This is a genomic window from bacterium, assembly GCA_021372535.1.
GTDB lineage: Bacteria > Latescibacterota > Latescibacteria > Latescibacterales > Latescibacteraceae > JAFGMP01.
In genome coordinates this window covers 1-21631 of record JAJFUH010000176.1, presented here as the reverse complement: position 1 = coordinate 21631, position 21631 = coordinate 1, and the positions used below count along the sequence as shown (strand labels likewise).

Annotated in this window: 18 protein-coding genes, 1 tRNA gene and 1 other RNA gene; 3 read left to right on the top strand and 17 right to left on the bottom strand. The window is 45.5% G+C overall.

Annotated features, from left to right (window positions below; all coding sequences use genetic code 11):
* Together LLG96_15450 and LLG96_15445 are read left to right on the top strand one after the other, a co-directional pair.
* Positions 1 to 549, top strand: a complete 549-nt coding sequence (locus tag LLG96_15450; protein ID MCE5251603.1) for a hypothetical protein — start codon at positions 1 to 3, stop codon at positions 547 to 549.
* Positions 546 to 1835 (top strand): GMC family oxidoreductase N-terminal domain-containing protein, encoded by a 1290-nt coding sequence (locus LLG96_15445; GenBank protein MCE5251602.1) that lies wholly within the window; start codon positions 546 to 548, stop codon positions 1833 to 1835. Before LLG96_15450 ends, LLG96_15445 begins: the two co-directional genes overlap by 4 nt.
* A gap of 255 nt (positions 1836 to 2090) precedes the next feature.
* Here the strand turns inward: LLG96_15445 and ssrA are convergent.
* The 15 genes from ssrA to LLG96_15370 all read right to left on the bottom strand — a co-directional run bounded on the left by ssrA (position 2091) and on the right by LLG96_15370 (position 19428).
* Positions 2091 to 2451: a transfer-messenger RNA gene (gene ssrA / locus LLG96_15440) on the bottom strand.
* Positions 2452 to 2631: 180 nt separating this feature from the next.
* Positions 2632 to 5298, bottom strand: coding sequence for a DNA polymerase I (polA, locus tag LLG96_15435; protein ID MCE5251601.1), 2667 nt, complete (start codon positions 5296 to 5298; stop codon positions 2632 to 2634).
* A 211-nt stretch (positions 5299 to 5509) separates the two neighbouring features.
* Positions 5510 to 6664 (bottom strand): hypothetical protein, encoded by a 1155-nt coding sequence (locus LLG96_15430; protein ID MCE5251600.1) that lies wholly within the window; start codon positions 6662 to 6664, stop codon positions 5510 to 5512.
* A gap of 164 nt (positions 6665 to 6828) precedes the next feature.
* Positions 6829 to 7422: a nicotinate-nucleotide adenylyltransferase gene (gene nadD, locus LLG96_15425; protein ID MCE5251599.1), complete on the bottom strand. Its 594-nt coding sequence runs from the start codon at positions 7420 to 7422 to the stop codon at positions 6829 to 6831.
* A complete protein-coding gene (bamD, locus tag LLG96_15420) occupies positions 7419 to 8294 on the bottom strand; it encodes an outer membrane protein assembly factor BamD (protein ID MCE5251598.1) in 876 nt (291 codons plus the stop codon). Before bamD ends, nadD begins: the two co-directional genes overlap by 4 nt.
* A gap of 1 nt (position 8295) precedes the next feature.
* Positions 8296 to 8922, bottom strand: coding sequence for a hypothetical protein (locus LLG96_15415; protein MCE5251597.1), 627 nt, complete (start codon positions 8920 to 8922; stop codon positions 8296 to 8298).
* Positions 8922 to 9605, bottom strand: coding sequence for a tol-pal system protein YbgF (ybgF, locus tag LLG96_15410; GenBank protein MCE5251596.1), 684 nt, complete (start codon positions 9603 to 9605; stop codon positions 8922 to 8924). The genes LLG96_15415 and ybgF overlap by 1 nt, the downstream gene beginning before the upstream one ends.
* A 96-nt stretch (positions 9606 to 9701) precedes the next feature.
* A complete protein-coding gene (locus LLG96_15405; GenBank protein ID MCE5251595.1) occupies positions 9702 to 10733 on the bottom strand; it encodes a hypothetical protein in 1032 nt (343 codons plus the stop codon).
* An 8-nt stretch (positions 10734 to 10741) separates the two neighbouring features.
* Positions 10742 to 11938 (bottom strand): hypothetical protein, encoded by a 1197-nt coding sequence (locus tag LLG96_15400; protein ID MCE5251594.1) that lies wholly within the window; start codon positions 11936 to 11938, stop codon positions 10742 to 10744.
* A 2-nt stretch (positions 11939 to 11940) separates the two neighbouring features.
* Positions 11941 to 13059: a hypothetical protein gene (locus tag LLG96_15395; protein MCE5251593.1), complete on the bottom strand. Its 1119-nt coding sequence runs from the start codon at positions 13057 to 13059 to the stop codon at positions 11941 to 11943.
* Positions 13060 to 13487: 428 nt separating this feature from the next.
* Positions 13488 to 15089, bottom strand: coding sequence for a sodium:solute symporter (locus LLG96_15390; protein ID MCE5251592.1), 1602 nt, complete (start codon positions 15087 to 15089; stop codon positions 13488 to 13490).
* A 1404-nt stretch (positions 15090 to 16493) separates the two neighbouring features.
* Positions 16494 to 17642 (bottom strand): hypothetical protein, encoded by a 1149-nt coding sequence (locus LLG96_15385; protein ID MCE5251591.1) that lies wholly within the window; start codon positions 17640 to 17642, stop codon positions 16494 to 16496.
* Positions 17643 to 17806: 164 nt separating this feature from the next.
* Positions 17807 to 18595, bottom strand: coding sequence for a ThuA domain-containing protein (locus LLG96_15380; GenBank protein ID MCE5251590.1), 789 nt, complete (start codon positions 18593 to 18595; stop codon positions 17807 to 17809).
* A gap of 367 nt (positions 18596 to 18962) precedes the next feature.
* A tRNA-Ala gene (locus LLG96_15375) sits at positions 18963 to 19038 on the bottom strand.
* Between the two features lie 15 nt (positions 19039 to 19053).
* On the bottom strand, positions 19054 to 19428 hold the full coding sequence (locus tag LLG96_15370) for a hypothetical protein (GenBank protein MCE5251589.1): 375 nt from the start codon (positions 19426 to 19428) through the stop codon (positions 19054 to 19056).
* Between the two features lie 240 nt (positions 19429 to 19668).
* On the opposite strand from LLG96_15370, the gene LLG96_15365 reads away from it, so the two are divergent.
* Positions 19669 to 19863 carry a hypothetical protein gene (locus LLG96_15365; GenBank protein MCE5251588.1) on the top strand — a complete coding sequence of 65 codons (195 nt, stop codon included), beginning with the start codon at positions 19669 to 19671 and terminating at the stop codon, positions 19861 to 19863.
* Here LLG96_15365 and LLG96_15360 read toward each other — a convergent pair.
* Complete coding sequence (locus LLG96_15360; GenBank protein MCE5251587.1) at positions 19842 to 20813, bottom strand: GDP-L-fucose synthase; 972 nt, start codon at positions 20811 to 20813, stop codon at positions 19842 to 19844. The genes LLG96_15365 and LLG96_15360 overlap by 22 nt on opposite strands.
* Positions 20810 to 21631, bottom strand: an 822-nt coding sequence (gmd, locus tag LLG96_15355) for a GDP-mannose 4,6-dehydratase (protein MCE5251586.1), incomplete at its 5' end; no start/stop codon positions are given. The genes gmd and LLG96_15360, both read right to left, overlap by 4 nt.

The window sequence follows — 21631 nt, the reverse complement described above, 5'->3', positions numbered from 1 at the left end:
ATGAATTTACTCTTGAGAATTATGCAAATTTACATACCGACATTTATAAAGAAAAGAAAAATCGAGGAATTGTTCAATTGTACTGCTCTGGCGTTCGAATGTAATATACCTCAAGTTGATGGACTATCATTTGACGAGTGTTTAGAGATGTATGCATTGTTTACAAAAGAAGTGGTTGAAAGATCGATTCAACAGGGTAATGACATGCAAATAATTAAAAAACGACTGTATCAAAACGCCTTTCGTCTTGGAGAACAAATAAGAAAAAGATTCCATGTTACCACGATTGAAGAAGTGATGACCATGAGTCGGATACTTTATCGTGCTCTTAAGATTGAATTTCATATGACTGTTCAAAGGGATGTTACTATCAAACGGTGCTTCTTCAGCAGGTTTTATTCAAGTCAGGTTTGTCAGGTCATTTCATCTCTTGATGAGGGAGTTATTGCAGGTTTGTCGGGAGGTGGAAAACTCATATTTTCCGGAAGGATTACTGAAGGGAAAGATTGTTGTAAAGCATGTTTGGTTTTACAGGATTTGCCAATATGAAAAAAGCGATAGTGGTTGGTAGTGGGGCGGGAGGTGCCACCGTTGCTAAAGAACTACAAGGCACATTTGATGTCACCGTCTTGGAAGCAGGAAGAGAATTTTATCCCCTCAAGCTGAAGATGCCGTTACTTGAAAAGGTAAAAAAAACAGGATTGCTCTTTAGTGAAAGAGAGATTCAACTTATTTTCTCATATATGAAAATCAGAAAAACCGAAGAAGGAATGATTCTAGTAAATGGGATTGGATTGGGAGGAACTACGGCCCTTTCTACTGGAAATGCCCTCCGCATTGACAAGGATTTAAAATCATTGGGTATCGATTTGAATGATGAATTTGAAGAAATTTATCAAGAAATACCCATTACAACTGACCATCAAAACCGATGGAGCAGAGTTACAACCCGTCTTTTTGAAATATCCCGTGAAATTAACTTGAATCCTCAGTCGACACCCAAAATGGGAAATTTCAATCGTTGTACCAATTGCGGCAGGTGTGTTTTTGGTTGTTCATATGGTGCAAAATGGGACAGCCGAAGATTTTTAGAGATTGCTCTTAATGCCGGAGCGAACCTCATAATGAAATGCAAGGTAAAAAAAGTAGTTATAAAGGATGGAAGAGTAACCGGTGTACTGGCAAAGAAAGGACTGTCTCATCGATTTTATCCGGCAGATCTTGTCATACTGGCTGCCGGAGGACTGGCAACACCGGTAATACTGCAAAATTCAGGAATTGATTGTGAAAAGAATTTATTTGTGGACCCGGTTTTATGTGTGGCAATGGAATATAAAAATAGTCATCAATGCAAAGAAATACCTATGCCATTCATTGTTCAAAAGGAACATTATATCTTATCTCCTTATTTTGATTATCTGAGTTACTTTTTCAATAAGGCATGGAAATATCCTGCAAAAGATATTGTGGGAATCATGATAAAATTAGCCGACTCTAATAAAGGAAGTATTTCAAATAAGAAGCTTAATAAAATCCTCACTGATCAGGACAAGAAAAGGCTGAACGAAGGGGTTGAAATATGTACGGAGATTCTCAGTCGGCTTGGAGGGGAAAAGAATAATATTTTTCTTGGAACAATAAATGCCGGACATCCCGGGGGTATGTTGCCGCTGACAATAAAGGAAGCAGATACGTTTCATCATGACAGATTGCCTGAAAATCTCTATATAGCTGATTCTACACTGCTCCCTCATTCTACAGGTAATCCACCTATTCTTACCATTATATCAATAGCAAAGCGAATCAGTAAATTATGTAAAGGTAAATTTCATTAAAGTACCCGCTATGATGGGCAGCCCTCACAAAGAAAACACGCTTGAAAAAACTCAGCAAACTGAGGATGAATCCAAGAAACTGGGAGACGTGGATTCCGAATTCACCCATCTCAAGGATATAAATCTCTAACCATGTAAATGATGCTTCGTGTGCTTCATAAAAGGGGAGGATTACTTCCACTCGATGTTGATAAGGAGATACTATCCATTGAGATTAAGGTAGGCACAATTAATAGTCTAATATTAACAGTAATATGGTGGAGGCGGCGGGAATCGAACCCGCGTCCGAAAACCGTGCCACGAGGACATCTCCATGCTCAGTCGGTGGGTTTGATCTCGTGAATTGAGCGATCCGCCGACAAGTCTCTCACTTCACAAGCCTCCTTTAATTTCGCCTCGGTTCGAAGGCAGCACCCTCGGCTATCCCGTCAGATCGTCGCCCCATCCCCGTTGAACGGGCACAGCGGAGTGGAACGGGCCGCCTTTAGTTAGGCAGCCATCGCATACGAATAATCGTTTGCAGTTACATTATAATCCGACCTTTTTACGTGGCCAGGTCGGAACCACGGCATGCAGTCCAGGCGCCACCTGTCCCCGTCGAAACCAGGTCGCCCCCACTATATACTATAATATCGCCATATTTTACGAAAATGTCAAGCTCACCCGGCAGCCGGTAATTCATTCCGAAAATCGGAGCGGTTATAAAAGGCTGTTGTCATGGCATTCAGTGAAAATCACCCAGTGGTATAGTTGCTCTTTATCCCTTCTGCCTTTTGCCTTATGCCCGCTTTTTTTATCAATGCGCTTCGAGCCAGTTATGACCGTATCCGGTATCGACGACGAGTGGAACTGAAAGCTCGAGCGCACCCTCCATGGTTTCCTTTACGACGGCTGTGACTGTTTCGAGATCGTTTTCCGGGACTTCCAGGACGAGTTCGTCATGAACCTGAAGGATCATATGCGCGTTCGGGTGTTCATCCTCAAGACGGCGCGCAAGGTTGATCATGGAAACCTTGATGAGGTCAGCCGCGCTGCCCTGAATCGGCGTATTGATGGCCGTCCTCTTGGCGAACTCGGCCACATTGTGATTACTGCTGTGAATATCGGTCACATACCGTTTGCGTCCGAGGAGCGTCGTTATAAAGTCGTTTTTCTCGGCTTCCGCAACTGTCAGCTCTATGAACTCCCTGACCCCCGTATGGGTTTCAAAGTAATTGTCGATGAACGCTTTCGCTTCGGTTCTGCTGATGCCGAGCTGTTCGGACAGGGCGTATGCGCCCATGCCGTACATGACACCAAAATTAATGGTTTTTGCCTGACGGCGCTGGTCATCTGAAACCATTCCGGGGAAGACACCGAAGAGGATCGATGCGGTCTTGCGGTGAACATCTTCACCATTTCTGAACGCTTCCGTGAGTACAGGATCGCCCGACATGTGTGCCATGATTCTCAGCTCGATCTGGGAGTAATCAGCGCTTAAAATGAGATAACCGGGGGGAGCAATGAACGCCTTTCTGATGGTACGGCCGATATCGGTGCGAATCGGAATATTCTGGAGATTGGGATTCGACGAGGACAGCCTGCCCGTCGATGTGACCGCCTGGTTGTACGAGGTATGCACACGGCCGGTTACCGGGTTGATCATGGCGGGAAGGGCATCGACATAGGTGGATTTGAGTTTCATGAGCTGACGGTAATCGAGGATGAGGCCGGGAAGCTCGTGGGCTTTCGCCAGTTTCGTGAGTACATCGACATCGGTCGACAGTCCCGTCTTGCCTTTGCGGCCCGATTTCAGGCCAAGTTTGTCAAAGAGGATACTGCCGAGCTGCTTGGGTGAGTTGATGTTGAATTCTTCTCCGGCGGCAGTATATATCTCATGTTCGAGGGATTCCATATTTCGGGCGAGATCATCGGACATATCCCCGAGAAAAGGGACATCGAGACATACGCCGCGCATTTCCATGGAGATGAGCACTTCCATGAGCGGCATTTCCACATCATGAAACAGCTTTGCCAGCCCCTCTTCATCGATACGCGGCGCAAAGACCTTTTTCAGCCTGTACGTAACATCGGCGTCATCACCCGAATACCGGGCTGCGCTCACGATATCGACTGTCGCGAAAGACCGCTGGTTTTTCCCCGATCCGATGAGCTCGGTGATCGGCTGCATGACGTGGTTGAGATACTGCTCAGACAGAATTTTGAGCGAATAGCTTCGACTTCCCGGATCGACGACATATGCGGCGAGCATGGTATCGAACGACCAGGGCGAGAGCTCGAAGCCGTTGCGTTTCAGGATGATGGCGTCGTACTTTGCATTATGGCCGATTTTTGCTGTCGAACGGTCGGCGAGTATTGCTTTCAGTCTCGGAAATACAACATCACGGTCGAGATTTTCGCCCGTTTCATGTCCGATGGGAAGGTACCAGACGGAATCATCCGCCGCGATCGATATTCCCACTATCTCGGCTGACATGGGATCGATCGAGGTTGTTTCAAGGTCGACAGATAACTCATGAACGCGTGTAAGCTCCGTAAAAAAAGCGTCTATAGTATCGGGTGTTACGATCGTAGCCGCCTGTCTCGGCCCCGAGACATTTTTTCGTATCTGGCCGATAAGACTCGTGAATTCCATTTCCATGAAAAAGGGGACGGCCTTGTCGGCATCAATTCCCTTATACTGAAGAGCATCGAAGGATATTTGAACCGGGACATCGGTTCTGATGGTGACAAGTTTCCGGGACAGGAGCGCCAGCTCCCTGTTTTCACCAACACTCGCCCGTATCGATGGCTTGGGAATCTCCTCCCACCGATCAAGCACTTCATCGAGAGAACCGAAACTGGCCAGAAGCTCGCATGCGGTTTTTTCCCCGACTTTCGGTATCCCCGGAACGTTATCGGATGTATCGCCCATGAGCCCGAAAAGATCGATAATCTTATCAGGGGGTATTCCGTACCGTGCGCGAACCCCGTCCTCTCCGACAATCTCGTTTTTCATGGGAACGAACATGGAAATTCGTGGTCCGACCAGCTGCATGAAATCTTTGTCCCCGGTGACCATGAATATCTCGAAACCCTCACGGGCGCCCTGAATGGCCATTGTGCCGATGACGTCGTCGGCTTCGAACCCGTCCATTTCAATCCGAAACAGCCCGAGAGCATCGACAGCCTCGCGGACTCTGTCGACCTGCTGAATAAGCGCATCGGGCATTTTCTGACGGGTTGCCTTGTACTGCGCGTACATCTCGTGGCGGAAGGTCGGTTTCCCCGTATCGAATACGATGGCGATATAATCAGGAGCATGATCCCGGAGAAGGCCAAGTATCGTGTTGGTGAACCCGAATGTTGCGGAAGTATCTTCCCCCTTGGAATTGATGAGGGGATTTTTGATGAATGCAAAATATGCACGGTACATAAGCGCCGTACCGTCAATGAGATAAAGCGTTTTATTCTGTTCGGACATGATAAATCTTTATGGGTGCGGGTTTATGGGTGAATTGTTTGAGGTATGAATCGGTTTATTACGGCGATAGATATCAGTTCGTGTATTTGTGCCATCAGGATGACAGATTCATTAAAGAGTCCCGGAGTATCATCTGGTAGTCATACAGTCGCGCTGAATATGATTCAACATTTTGGATAAAATATGAGTAAAAGATAATGAAGGTATCCGGTTATTCGATTATAATCTCGATGTCCTCCTTTTTGTAACCGAACAGTTTCATCAGGTTATATACCACCAGTACGATATGATTTGCGGTCAAATCGGTCATGACATAGAAATCACTTTCGCCGATCTGAACCGGCGCCTTCCCGAAAAAATCCTTGATGTTTTTACTGAAACACCGCTGATCGTTGATTTTCAGCTTCAAACAGTTATAAAAATCATTCGTATTGAGCTGATACACGATCTCACAATACGTTATGAGCATTTCCTTCCATGATTTCGGATAGTACGTTTGCCCGCGGAAAATAAAACTCTTGATTTTTTTATAGGAGTAATCGGTTATTTTAGCGGTCTTTACCGGTGAATCCTTGATCTCCTGCGGAGGGGGATAAGGGGGGTGAGATACAGGTTTTGGAGCTTCGGGAGGTTCGGGTTGATTTGGTTGTGTTGCCGGAGAAGGTTTTGATTCATGCATAACTTTGGGAGATTCATTCTCCCGAAGTATGGTGAGAACATCGTTTTCCGTTGTTTCGAGTCCCTTTTGAATGAGCAGTTGAATGATAGCCTCGGGCAGACGGGGGAACGGCGGTTCTGTGACGAGGATACGAGCCGCCGGTATAACCTCTCTGACAGCATCGGATATCGTGTTGTGACGGAGATAGTTGCTGACTTTTTCATAGGCGCTTCCGTCAGCAATGGCGGACTTTTGAAGATAATCCGAAAAAGCAGATTCAAGATCGTCAGCCGAATCATCGAGCATATCGAGTGTTTTAAAGCTCGCGTCCGGAAATGATTCCGATGTTCGTGAAAAATACAATTTCCAGTATCTTCCGTCGGTAATAATAAAGAAAAGAGGAATATTATCGCTGGGATAATCCTGGAAAAAACGTTCAAACCGGGTCAGATCAGTCACCGCCGAGCCCGGAGCTACGATGTCAAAGAAAACCGATGGCACGGGAGGAGCGGCAAACAGGGCAAGATCGGCGTGCGTCTCATCGGATTTGGCGCCGGTGATAAAATCCGGACAGACTTCGGACGGATTCCATACATCCCAGCCGGATTGGCTTAGAATACGGACAACCAGCGAAAGCCTGATGTGTTCTCTATTCTTGTACGCATTACTCCGGAGCTTTGCCCGAATGTCTTCAATGATCTCTCTCATCGTTTTTACCAGCCGGATCAGATATGAATAAAAAAGAGATATGCATATAAAATATACACTATTTCATACATATAAATTTTAAGGTATCTTATCGTAAATCGCAATGAAAATTTATGTGGGTATCACAGAAATAATACCGAAACAATCATAAAATAAGGATATAATCATATCCCATGCATGCCTAATTTATGTTCAATGGCATCTGCAACCGGGCCAGGAACCATATATCGTATACTCTTTCCTTCACGGATTCTGGAGCGGATAACAGTCGAGGAGATATCCACGAGCGGTACGCTGACAATCTCGATATGATCACTGAGCCACCCGGGGATTTCTCTCGTGTCATGGTATGGTCTTTCTGCCACGATGATTCTGCATTCCCGGATGATGGACAGAGGATCTTTCCATGAAGAGATTTCATAGAGATTGTCCCTGCCGACGATAAATGCAAGGTCGATATCGGTTTTACCGGATGCTTTGAATTCACGGATGGTATCGATGGTGTAGGAGGGACCGGTGCGCTTCATTTCAATATCGGATACTTCGAAATGAGGATTACCGCAGATTGCCGCCGATATCATGGAGTACCGTTCTTCGGGGGTAAACATGATATCCGGTCCTTCTTTATGAGGAGGATTGGCCGATGGTATGAACACCACGGAATCGAGGCCTGTTTTTTCATAGACTGCCTGAACGATAATCAGGTGACCGGTATGTATCGGATCGAATGTACCGCCGAACAAGCCGACTCTTTTCACTTGGATTCCCCGGATTGCTCGAGTTCGGATAACTTTTGCGAAGCTTTTTTCTTAAGAGAGGTATCCGTATCGGAATTTACCACGAGGGTAAATGAATCTCGTGCAAGATCATGCTCTTTGGTGATCTTTTCATTTGCATCGTCGATCAGGCGTTTTTCGACGTTCTGCATTTTATTGAGCTTTTTAAGCCTTTTCTGTCCAATTTCCTTCAATTTCATATGAACGAGACCGATTCCATACCTGCTGTAGTAGGACCAGATGGACCGTGGATAATCTTTGATGACTGAGCTATAATATACGAGTGCAGCATCGTAGGCTTTCATCTTTCTATACAGTTCAGCGTTTCTATAATCCTTGAAGGCGAGCTTTTCTTTCAGCTCATCAATATGTTTGCGGGCTTCATCCCCATGTTGATCGCGGGGAAAATTCTCAATAAAACGATTGAACTCATCGATTGCAAGGTTTGTGTTTTCCTGGTCAAGGTTCGCTTTCGGCGATTCCATGAAATAGCACATACCTTTTTTAAACCATGCTTCCGCGGCGAGTTCGCTTGACGGGAAATCCATATAAACACGTTCGTATTCATATGCGGCTGTGATATAATCCTCATTTTTATAATGGGCTTCACCAAGCCAGTACTGAGCTTTGTCGACAATATCTGAGGTACCCCTGTCAACAACGGTTTGAAAATCCTTGATAGCCAGTTCATAGTTCTTTTTCTGCATATACTTCATGCCACGGTCGAAAAAGAACTGATCGTCCTGAACCTCTTTCTGAGCTCGTTTTGAACAACCGGACATAATGATTATAATCATTAAAAATATAAATAACCGATAAACACGATTATCAGTTTGTATGACGCCAGAGATCACACTACCCCCGATATGAATACAGAATCCATGCCAAAGTCGTTATTGCGCAACCAAAAACAACCGGTTTTAAGATACTGACTATATGGTTACTTTGAATTACATATGATTCATCATTGCCGACAGTTTTAAGCATCGATACCCCGAAACTGTCCGGCAAAATCCCCCTACCGTTAAAAACCTTCCGCGTGCCGTCACTTTCAAAGAATACAGCACTGACACGCGCTTCAGCGGAACGTGAAACCCGCTTTCCGCCCTGTGCTGATTTCCCGACAGAAAGGTGTATATAGAGCGTATCCACGCTGATTTGTATTTCAGCTTCTGTCTCGCTTCTGCTCGATAACCGGAATCCGCGGTTGAGAAGAAATTCAGGCGCCATAACTTGCGCCATCTCGGCCGGTTCCCCCGTTCCTTCGACCGTACAGCGTACTTCCTTTCCTCCGCCGGGAGGAATATCGAGATCATTCAATGCATATTCAAGAACAGTTTCCGCAACCTGCCTGTTTGACGGCGGTATCTGGCTTTCACGGTCAGAACCGTGAAGTTTCGTAACACCGCAACCCGCACAGAGTATCGTCATCGTTATAACAACTATAATAAACCAGCCGTTACGGCATGATAAAACACTCATTATTCTCCCAGTTTGGTCAGTTCCGACCGGGCGTATTCAGCCGCATTCGTACCGGGATAATTCTGGATGACAGTCTTGTACTCTTCCTTGGCGGCATCGGTTTTGCCCAGTTTGAGATATGTCTTTGCAACCTTGTAATGTGCATCGGGAAGCTTGTTGCTTTCGGGATAATTGAAAACCTTGGTGAAAGCGTCGAGTGCTTTTTCAAAATTCCCGATGGAATAGTAGCATTCACCGATCCAGTACTGCGCATTATCGGCAAGATTACTGTTAGGCGTTACAGTCAGCACTTCGTTGAAACCGCTTATTGCCGACTCGTATCGGCGGGCTTCATATTCCGTACGGGCAGCCTCATATGCCTGAGTTACCTGAAAACCGCCGGGCTTGAAGGCTGACGGCGCCTTGGGTTTCGGAGTGGTCGCCGGCCTGCTGGTTCTCAGGGAATTATCGATCCGGAGCACCTGATCGTTCAGGAATGCAAGATTTTCCTTCATTTCCTGTACCTGGGTATTTTCAGAAGTCGCCGAAGAATTGAGTTTGTTTTCAATCTCGGTCAATCGTTTCTGAATATCCTCCAGCGCTATGGTAGTGTTACGAATTTCCGATGCATTGCGATCAACCTGTTCAACGGCATCCTTCAGGTTTTTCTGCTGTTTTTGAACGGATTCATCAAGTTGAGTCACTTTTTTTGCAGGTGCTCCGCAGCCTGAACCCAAGGATACTATAAGTAAAGGTATTGATAATTTCCACAACGTATTCATGGCGATTCCTCCCTTACATTAGTACCGAAGTAACAATGAAAACACATGCCAGCTTCTTTTAAAACCATCCTCCTCGAAAATGACAGTGTATGATAATCTGTCGTTTCTGGATGATGTCGCGAATTTGCTGATTTTTTCCCACTTTGGTAACAGGCCGACTCCAAACGAAAGCACGTCATTTTGCGTTGTTTTTTTGCGATAATAACCTGCGCGCAGGGCCAAGATACCTGCAAACTGCTTTTCAAAACCAGCGTGAATCTCACGGGATGTGCTTTTATCCTCCTTATTAAGGTTTCTCAAATCTATCGACAATACTGTATTTTTATCCGGATAATATGAAATCCCTCCTGTTACGGTTTCATTTTCCAGACTTTCGAGTCCGAATCGCGCTCCGTAAAAGTCTTCCGGAAAAAAATTGTATGTTATACCCACTTTTAATTTCGGATTTGGATTGAGCATGACACCGAATGTATGTCCGCTCATGAATTTATATTTTCCGTTTTCTCTCTGGTTATAGAGGGTTCCCGCAACACCGATAGAGACAGAGGATGCAATTTTTATATTCATGAAAGCGGAATGGAATGAATTTTTCGCAAGATTTTCGATCGAGAAAAAATGCCTGTTTGCCGCTCCATCCGCTTCGGTAGTTATTACTTCCTCCCAAAGAGCAACACCCATGTCTAAAAACGGAGTTGAATAAACAGCCCCTTTCAGCATAGTCGCCGCCGTCAACAACATCTCTTCCGTGGTGAGCTCGTCATCCTTTTTAAAATCAAGGTCATACTCGGATAAATCATACAAACCTGTTCCGATAAGAACAGGATTAAAAAACAATCTGAACGGTCGTTCGGCCCTGGTTGCATTGACCCTGAAAGTTCCCGGATTGTACAGACCGGACGAGAAATCGTCTTCTACCGAAAAATAGGCACTTCCCATCGCAAGCGCCCGCGCCCGGATTGTTCCGGAAGTGATATAACTCGAATCGCTTGCATGAACGGAATAGGGAAGGGTGAGCAGTAAAAAAACCAACACAAAGGTCAGCCGGAACATCATTCCCCCTATTTGATTTTACCAATAAGGGAAAGGCTGAAGCTGTAAAATGTCTCATCCCAACCGTTCTTATCTTTGTCCCCCCGGACACCGTATTCAAAAGAACTGATCAGTTTCCCGATATTTTTCTTTAGTGGAAATTCCAATCCGAATGTCAGCGCTTTTTCTGTAACAGTATCGATTTCCGGATAACTTTTATAATACAGGGTTCCGTATCTGAAACCGGCTGAAACGGGCACAGTCAGATAGTAGGGCGCATTGAATTTATTCGAGGGTTTATACCGTACGCCACCTCCGAAACGAATCGAGTCATTGTACATTTCTTTTTCTTTTTCGGTTTTTGCAGCATTTTCCCATTTTTCATATGAATAATCAAATGTTGCCATAAGATGGGTACCTACAAGAGATGACACACCCATTCGAAAAATGGAGGGAATCCGAGTTTTTTTCGTCAGAATAGGGACTTCCGGATCAAGCGAATCTCCCGGATGCAGCACGGCGTTCATTGTAAGATCGGTCTGAGTTGTATAACCAATACCAATGTATGTGGTTTTATAGGGATTTACCAGAATGCCGAATGTTGTGCTGTATCCTTTGTATTTTTTCTTGAGGTAATCCGTTGCAGTATTTAAACCCGAATCAGCCGGGAACGTCCGTTTCCAGTCTTCTTCGATCGTACCGAAGTGATAGTTCAACGCCACACCGAAGCTTACCCTGTTTTTAACGGTACCGGCAATTCCGATGGTAGATATATTGATTCCGCCTCTTGTTTTCATTTCGTCCTGATATTGTGAATCCGGTTCCTTTGGCAGCGTTATAATCGCATCGGTACGTGAAAATGGCGATAGTCCCCATCCTATGACGATTCCTTTCCGGATAGGGAGCACGAACTTCAGAAGGTTGAAATTCGTTTTGGCGTAAACAGGCCGCTCCGTGCCGCCCGTAAAGGTTTTAGCGTTGTCATAAACTGCTGAAAATCCATATGATGGGCTCGAGAAGCTGGCCAGAAGCGCTGGATTTCCCCGCATCATGTTTATACCATCTCCAACGGCAATACCCGCGCCGCCGAGCGCCTTCGCCCTGCCGACATCATCGGGGAGCACAATACCGAGACCGTTCGCCGAGTAAAGCGATCCGCACCTGCCCTCGGGAAGGATATATATGAAGCACATCAAAAAAGCTGTAATCATCACACCATGCTTCATAATCACTCAACCTCCGGATAGGTCGTATAAGAAATGGTAACGGAATCTTCCGGTGCCAATATAACCTGATTAAGATATGTACTGGTCGTTAACGGCTTGACCAGAATACCATAATTTGATGCACCTGTTTTATGCCACGCATTCATGAAGCTTGATATATCTATGTCCAGATATGTTTGCCCTTCGGTTATAGTCTCCTCAATGCTGGATTCGCTGTCGTAGGTGGCACTGGTGAATAACCCTACCTGAGCAGTGAGTAGATAAAAGCCGATCTTCATGCCGTCCGAAGTTGGTATGAGAGTGTCAATGATGTTGATTCGCGCTGTGCAGCCATTTATTACCATGGCCGGAGAGAGGGATTCGGGAAGAGAATACTTGAAGACAAACGCCCGGGCATCAGCATCGGATACTATGTTCATACGATTCGAAGAGCCGGGATCAAATCCCGTATCAAAGCCATAGTTTGTAAGGATACAGGAGGTTTTTGTAGTATCGATCGCTCCTCCTGCCTTGCGGACAAGGAATTCAATATATGGTTTATAACTGGAATTCCATGAGGTCAGATTGACCATGGTGTTTCCATCGCCGGTGCTGGTAACAAGGAACGATCCGTTCAAATTCCATGTCCTTATGGAGTTTATTACTTCTGGGGGGAGCTCGAAATCGAGCGAACCGATACTTGAAGCGGTATCGGCGAATATGGATACCGGTGATTGAAGTCCTGAAAGAAATTTATCACGGTCAAGACGAACGCTGTCTGACCAGTCGGATATGGTTTCATAGAGTGCGAATGCGGCAGTACCGTCTTTCCATACTGAACCGACATTCATTTTTAAGGTTGCTTTTTCCAGACTATCGAGGAGCGATGATGTGGGTTGGGGAAATTTTACAGTTGCAAAGGCAGAAGCCTTTCCGTATCGGCCAGCAAAGAGATATGTGGCATCACCGATACTGACTGCATAGGTATAAAGAGAATCGAACTGTGCTGTAGTGCTTTCCAGTTTTCCCGGTTTTCTGTTGATATAGTTTCCCGTTATGTTTTTATCATTACCTGACTCACACATTGTCAGAAGCGGAAGGGAAACAACTATCCATAAAAAGAACAGATTTTTATTTTTCAATAATACTCTCACACGGTTGAGGATTAATAAAATAACTTATCTTGAATAATTTATTAATTTATGATTGTAAAGTCAATGAATATCGATATGGATTGCAGTGTTCGGTCTATCATGTTTTTGGTTCTTTTATTCCATTTCATTCATTTAAATTTTGTTTTACATGTGCCGGGCCGCGCATTGTTCCGGTGGGAAGAAACATGATCAAAAAGAGATATAATATATTATTTATACTGATATTGGAAATTATTTTCAACTGCATTAACTCAATGAAATTATAAAAATATGAATTCACTTGATCCACATGATCCACGTCATACCATGGCCTATTAAGTTTTGTTAATAATATGGCTTGACTGCCGGAACAGTTTCGGAGCCGGAAAGTACCGTATGGTTTGAGGGGGAATTAAAAAAACCGTATATTGCCGCAATCAGGCAAAATGCGTCCAGATCGTTAACGCAATACCTCCCACAAGAATTGAAAGCATGATATGGACCCAGACCCACACTTTGCTGACACCGAGCGACATGGTTTTATGGGAGAAGGTGAGGTCTTCGAGCCCGGCCGGTCTGGGTTCGCGTGTCATGAGCGAGAGCACTATCATGCATCCTGTACAGAATATAAACAAAAGAACGCTGAAATTCAGAAATGCGTATCCGGTCAGCATGTTTAACGGACCGAGATCGGTATATCCTATCTTCGACAGGATATCAGTGAGAAAACGGAGGAGGCCAAGGAAACCTCCGGTCACCAGAGTGATGATTGCGGCCTTTCCAGTGGCGCGCTTCCATATGATTCCGGTAAGGAACACGGCGGTGATCGGCGCGCCGATATAGGCCTGGATACTCTGGAGATACTGGTATATCTGGTTCGATAAAAACCGTATCATCGGAATCCAGAGTATGGAAATGAGTACTATGCCCGCAGTGACCCATCGCCCCACGGATACGAGTTTCTTTTCGGAGGCTTCGGGTTTCATTTTACGGTAAACATCCATGGTTATGAGTGTCGAGCAGGAATTAAACACCGCGCTGAGCGATGACATGAGCGCTGCAAGCAATGCGGCAATCATGAGCCCGGTCAAGCCCGAAGGCATCAGGCGTGTAACAATAAGAGGATACGCTCTGTCGGGATTGGCGGCGATTTCCCCGGTCCATAAAACCCTGGCGATGAGACCGGGAAGTACCAGAATAAACAGGGGAAATATCTTGAGAAATGCCGCGAAAAGGGCGCTTCCCCGTGAGTGTGTCAGGTTTTTCGCCCCGAGAGCCCGTTGTACGATGACCTGATCCGTACACCAGTACCATATTCCCAGAATGATTATACCGATTATTGTCCCGGTCCACGGGTACACCATATGGTTCATGGGTTTGATCATATGGAAAAAATCCGGGGGCAGACCCGCCCGTAAGCCGGTGAAACCGCCAACCTTGTCCAGACCGATGAGTGTGAGCACAATCGAGCCGCCGATGAGAATGAAGGCCTGGATCATATCGGTATAGATCACCGCCGACAACCCGCCTGCGATGGTATATACTCCGGTTGCAACGACGAGGAGTATTGCGGAAACAAGCGGCGGCCAGCCCACGACCGCTTCGATAAGAATTGCACCGGCAAAAAGCGAAACCGAAATCTTGGTAAAAACATAGGCAAACAGTGAAATACCTGTCAGGAACCACCTGCATCCGGGATTAAACCTCCGTTCCAGGTATTCCGGCATGGTAAATACTTTGCTTTTAAGATAGTAGGGGAGAAAGACCCAGCCGAGGATGAGAATACAGTAAACCGCTGATATTTCATATGCCCCCACCGCAAGACCGCTGTCCGCGCCCGAACCGGCAAGGCCGATGAAGTGCTCGCTTCCGATGTTGGTGGCAAAGATCGATGCGCCGACTGCAAACCATCCCACATTACGGCCCGCGAGAAAATACTGCTGCGAATCACGCTCTTTTCGCGAGAAATGGAATCCCACTGCAAAAACGACTGTGAAATATGCAATAATGGTAATCCAGTCAACAGGCGAAAGAACCATGTTTTTCCTCCACGGTTAAAAGATGCCGGAATGGTTAAGGATTAAACACATCGAATATAGGTAACACTGTATCCAAATGCAAGTTCAACAAATCGCCTGTTCGACATAAATGATGAATATTTTGTATTCTGAGATACTGCCGAATAGTGGTGTCATGCGGAATTTTTCACTTTTTTGAAATTTTTCCGGGCGTGTATCCGTCTCATATAACAGAAAGAAGAAAGAGAATATAAAAAACAATAACTATAAAGAGGAAACCATCATGAAAACGAAAGCCGCCATAATCACCGCAGGGTTAGTCTGGTTCGGGGTCATCTATCTGATGGTTGTCACATCGGTCGGAACACTGCTCACCACCGTCGCCTGAGTCGAACGCCAGCCGGATAAAAAAAGCGCCCCTCATTCGGGCGCTTTTTTTATTCCATCCGTGATAAGTGAACCTGAACGCAAAATGTTTTTAAACTTTTTCGTCCGGGAATCCGTCTCATATAACAGAAAGAAGAAAGAATATAAGACCTTTTGATAGAGAGAGGTACCAGCCATGAGAACAAAAGCCTTTATAATCACCGCAGGATTAGTCTGGCTCGGTGTCATCTATCTGATGGTTGTCACATCGGTCGGGACACTGCTCACCACTGTCGCCTGAGCAGGACACCAACCGGAGAAAAAGCGCCCCTCAATCGGGCGCTTTTTTTTGAGCCATATGAGATAAATGAACGGGGAATATTTTTGAAATTTTTCCGGCCCGGAATCCGTCTCATATTACAGAAAGAAGAAAAAAGAATATAAAAACAATAACAATACAGAGGAAACCACGATGAAAACGAAAGCCGCAATAATCACCGCAGGCTTAGTCTGGTTCGGGGTCATCTATCTGATGGTTGTCACATCGGTCGGAACACTGCTCACCACAGTCGCCTGAGTCGAACGCCAGCCGGAGAAAAAAGCGCCCCTCATTCGGGCGCTTTTTTTATCCATTCGGGACCAGTGAACCAGAACACAAATATTTTAAACCTTTCCGCCCAAGAATACGTCTCATATAATAGAAAGAAGAAAGAATGCAATACCATTTGATAGAGAAGAGGGACCAGCCATGAAAACAAAAGCCTTTATACTTACCGCAGGATTAGTCTGGCTCGGAGTCATCTATCTGATGGTTGTCACATCGGTCGGGACATTACTCACCACAGTCGCCTGAGCCATTCACCTGCCATAAAAAAAAGACTTAACCTAAAGTGGTTAAGTCTTTTTTATTTTTGGTGGAGCTATTTGTCCGATTTGCGAACCGATTGTATTTATAGAATTATTACCCTTACCCTCGGTCCTTCTCCCGTAAACAGGAGAGGGAAGCACAGCATTATATCGGGCATTCGAGCATGTTACTGATAATTATTCCAAAGGTTTCTAAAAGTAAGAAAGCCCGGTAAAATTGAGATTAAACTGGTAATATCCCATACTGTATCGTCGCACTTTTTCACCGTTTTTTTCAAGTTCTGTTTTAAACTCAAGCTTAACGGTTTGTTTTCCCTCACGGCTAAATCCATCCCTGCTGACCTGGACAATGTAAGAGGTCTGTGCCTTCTTCTTTCCCGTTTCATAATATTTTTGTAATGAAATTATTTGTGCTTCTGTGTCGTTAATCCATACAGTTATATCATCGGGTTCAAGCTCAAATGCCTCGTCTTCGGCCTGGAATACATTGTTATTAATTGTGACAGGGTATTTTTTGATATTTGCCAGTAATTCTTGCATAGTGTTGTTTTTGGTAAAGGGAAGCACCATCGGTCTGAAAGATATTAAATAAGTATTGGAGCCGCCATTGTTCGGCCAGACATTCAAATTATAAACCTCTCCGGTTCCAACAGTGAAATCGAGCCGCTGATCGGAATCGATAATGATATGCCATGCCCAGACCTCCAGCGTACTTATTGCATAGCTCTCGGCAAAACAAATGACAGAATTATATGTTCGTTCCGGTACCTCGATATCATAATTGCCCATTGAATCGCATCGTATGCTCGTTCCTGATAAAAACGCTTCCGGGCTGATCGATACAATACCTTCATACGGATTGCCGTTAAAATCGCTTACATGGCCGTATAGACGGTGATAACGGCATTTTATTTCCTTTGTAATCTCTTCATTCGATGATTTGACAGTTACAATGATCCTGTCCGGATTTTCCGCTAAATACTGAACAGGGCATTCGAGCGAGAAACAATCTCCATTAAATTGAATCGAAAATGACTCCTGTTTTTGTCCTTTTTTTATTTCAAAGGTGTTTACATATACCTTTTCACCGCTTTTCGAATAAACTTCGACCTGTACCTGAAATGAATCATCCGGAGTTTTACCGTAAACTTGCAGTGATGACTGGAACTGTATAACTTGATTCATTACCTCAATCTTTACTGAATCCTGCGGAACGTTATACCAATAAGCCCGTATTTCATGGCCGCTTACAGTCTCGTTAATTGCATAACTATTCCGGCCACAACACAACATCGCGTAAAAAAGAATAACGGGCGTTAGAGCAAGAACTGTTTTTTTCATGACTTTTCCTCCTTCTGCATGAAATGTTTATCCTTATTTTGTATATTTGACGCTCAATAGTGTGGCTTTATTTCAAAAATAAAAAAGACTTAACCTCGAATGGTTAAGTCTTTGTTTTATTTGTTGATTATAAATATAAAATCAACGAATCAATGCATATATTTTCAGCTTTGTTTCAGACACCACCTAACAGCGTTCTGTTGCAGTTTGACATATTCCGGATGTCTAAGCACCTCGAGGGTATGACCGGGCGCCATGAAGCACACTCTGCCGTTTCCATAATCGTACGCCCAGCCGGAGCAGCCTGAAGGACCAAAACCCCTGTCCCCGAGTTGCTGGTCGTAATGTTCATCGCCCTCAATATTATTATACGCCCAGCCGTCTATTGACTCATTGATCATGAAGACATAACGGGGATCCTTATCATATTGATTATAGTGATGTTCGCCTGTAATCACAAAATCATTCACGCCCTTTGTTATGGGGTGGTTCCTGTTCGTTATTCTCACTATGTACGGCCGTATTTCAGTATGTCGTAACCAGTAACCGCCTATTACGTCACGTATGATTTCTGTCCCTTTCGCCTTTGCAATATCGGTGCTGTTATGTAGAAATAATGCGCCGCCGCCATTTTGAACAAATGCCTGAACCATTTTCTCCTGCTCTTTCGTAAATGGCCCGTAATGAAGAGTAATCAGCAGTCTGTATCCGTCAAGCGTTGTCATCTCCTTAGGATCACTCTTATAATCAATGGTAATACCAAGTCCCTTCACAATATTTTCATCAAGAGCGGTTATTACCACTTCGGGCGGAGTACTGGCGCCAACAACAGCAAACGCATCGGCTTTTTTGATTTGTCCAAAAGCTTTTCCGGAAACCAAAGTACTGGTAATTCCGAGCGCTCCTATGGTCTTTATTGCGGAACGACGATCAATATTCACTTTATTTTTCATGATTTCACTCCTCTGAATTGCCACTCGTTCATGACAATATCCAATACTTGAAAATATTTATGTTCTTTGTGGAAGATTCAAAAATTGAATTCTATATCCCATCTCCATACTATGATATATGTTGGTATAGAATGAGTAAAGTGTTTTTTCTTCTAAACCCGAATTACTCATGATAATAGTTTACCACAAAAATACAAAGACACATAATAGATCATTAATACTATCTTTAGTGACCACTAATCATCGACAAAAAAATTAAAAAACAAATCCGCGTAAATCCGCGTTCAATCAAATGCAGGAATAGTTCTGGTTAACTGATCCTTAACAAAAAAAGACTTAACCTCAAGTGGTTAAGTCTTTTTTATTTTGGTGGAGCTGATCGGGATCGAACCGACGGCCTCTAGAGTGCGATTCTAGCGCTCTCCCAGCTGAGCTACAGCCCCATATGTCAGTAATTTTCAGGCTTTTTCAAGTTTTATGCGACTCGACAACATCGCAAGCTTCCTGAATATTTTCGGGTCTCCTTTGATCTTTCCTATCGGGTTTACGGTACTCGCCGGCCGAATTTTATCTTCGGTCGAGCCGGGTGTGGCGCCGTAGAAGATACAGAATGCATTTCCGGGCGGCCAGTATCCCAGTTCACCGAGTTCAACGATATCTTTACCGTTTTCCGTTCCCATTTTTACCGGGACAGGGAAATATATCTCATCACCCCATGTCGAAAAATCGGTTTCAATCGGCAGCATTTGTGCAATCGCCAGCGCGGTGTCGGAGTCATTCAGTTCGGCAGCGACTTTTTCTCCGCCGAGCGTAATCACGATATCAACCGGCATTCGCTTCCCTTTCGACATGATCGATTAATATAACAAACCGGAAGGCAGGTGTAAAGGTAAAAAGCAGCCCTGTCAAACTCTCATTTTTTTAAAAACACCTTTTTAATATAATACTATACTTTACACACAAAGGAAAGTACACTTCAACAATGTTCTTTGAAAATGGAGAATTTTTGAAAGAATACAAAGCTTGACTTTGACAACCGGAAAGCGTAGTTTTTGCCTATGGGAGGATTTTTCATGATTTTAAAGCGTAAGCAGCTGTTCATGTTTCTTTACATAAGTATCGTGATCGCCATGCTCGTTATGTTCCTCTATGTTCAGAAACGGTTCGGGCACAGACCATCACGGAAACGTACTCAATACCCGGCGATCATATACGAAGCCCGTGCTGAATACACCGCGCCTGATTGTTATTTCCTGGTTCGTTCCTGATAACGAACCGACCGGTACCATTCTATTGTCTGCCTGAGCCCCTCGTCAAAGTCCGTTGCCGCCCTGAATCCGAACTCCCTGAAAGCCCGCCCGGTATCCAGTCTTCTTCGCGGCTGGCCGTCCGGTTTGCCCGGGTCCCAATGTATCTCACCGGTAAAGCCGGTTATTGCGGCGATCTTTTCCACGAGATCACGGATGGTTATTTCAAAGCCCGAGCCGACATTTACCGGATCGGATTTATTGTACTTCTCGGCTGCGAGCAGGATGGCCTCAGCGGCGTCGGCGGCATAGATGAATTCACGCGATACTGTTCCCGTACCCCAGCAGACAATATGGTCTTTCCCGTCGTCGAGAGCGTCGAAGCATTTTTTGATAAGCGCCGGAATGACATGGCTCGATGCAGGATCGAAATTGTCGTGCGGGCCGTACAGGTTCACCGGCAGCAGGAAAATCGAGTTGAAACCGTACTCCTGACGGTAGGCCTGGGACTGGACGAGGAGCATCTTTTTTGCAAGGCCATAGGGAGCATTGGTCTCTTCGGGATATCCGTCCCAGAGGTGTTCATCCCTGAACGGGACCGGTGTATGCTTTGGGTATGCGCAGATGGTGCCGATGGCAACGAATTTCTCGATTCCCCGCTTACGGGCTTCTTCGATGAGCTGCACACCCATGATGAGGTTCTTGTAAAAAAACTCCCCCGGATGGGCCATGTTTGCACCGATCCCGCCGACAACCGCCGCAAGATGAATGACTATATCGGGCCTGCAATCCTCATACATGCCGATGACAGCAGAAATATCGGTGAGATCGTACTCCTCGATCCGTGGAGCCATGACATGCTCCGCACCCCGGGCAGCGAGACCATCGAGCACATATCCGCCCAGGAATCCATGAGCGCCAGTCACCACGATACGGCGTTTTTTCCAGAAATCATCGTCTGTCCGGATCATGACTGCGCACCGTTTTCGTAATTTTGTACAACGCGCTCACGTTCGGCCAGTTTCATGTCAGCATCGACCATCATCCGTACGAGCTCCCTGAAGGTGACCTTTACCGTCCATCCGAGCGTCGTGCGAGCCCTGGAGGCATCGCCAAGAAGTACATCGACTTCGGTGGGCCGGTAATAACGGGGGTCGATTTCGACATATTCATGCCAGTCGAGATCGAGATATCCGAACGTCTCATCGAGGAATTCCCGTATCGAATGGGTTTCACCGGTGGCTATGACATAATCGCCGGGTTTGTCGTGCTGAAGCATGAGCCACATCGCCTCGACATAGTCGCCCGCATATCCCCAGTCACGGCGCGCATCGAGATTGCCGAGAAAGAGTTTTCCGGCGAGTCCGAGCTTGATACGTGTAGCGGCGCGGGTGATTTTCCGTGTCACGAAGGTTTCGCCCCTCCGCGGGGATTCATGGTTGAAAAGGATACCGTTGCATGCAAACAGGTTGTAGGCTTCACGGTAGTTCACGGTCTGCCAGTAGGAGAAAACCTTTGCGCATCCGTACGGGCTTCGCGGGTAGAACGGTGTCTTCTCGGTCTGCGGGAATTCCTGCGCCTTGCCGTACATCTCGCTCGACGATGCCTGATAGAACCTGATGCGGGGATTGACCATCCGGATGGCTTCGAGGAGTCTCAGCGTCCCGAGGGCATCGACATTCACTGTATAGATCGGCTGGTCAAACGAAACCCTGACATGCGACTGTGCGCCGAGAGTGTACACCTCGTCCGGTCTGATGTCGTGCAGCACGGTGATCAGGTTGGAACC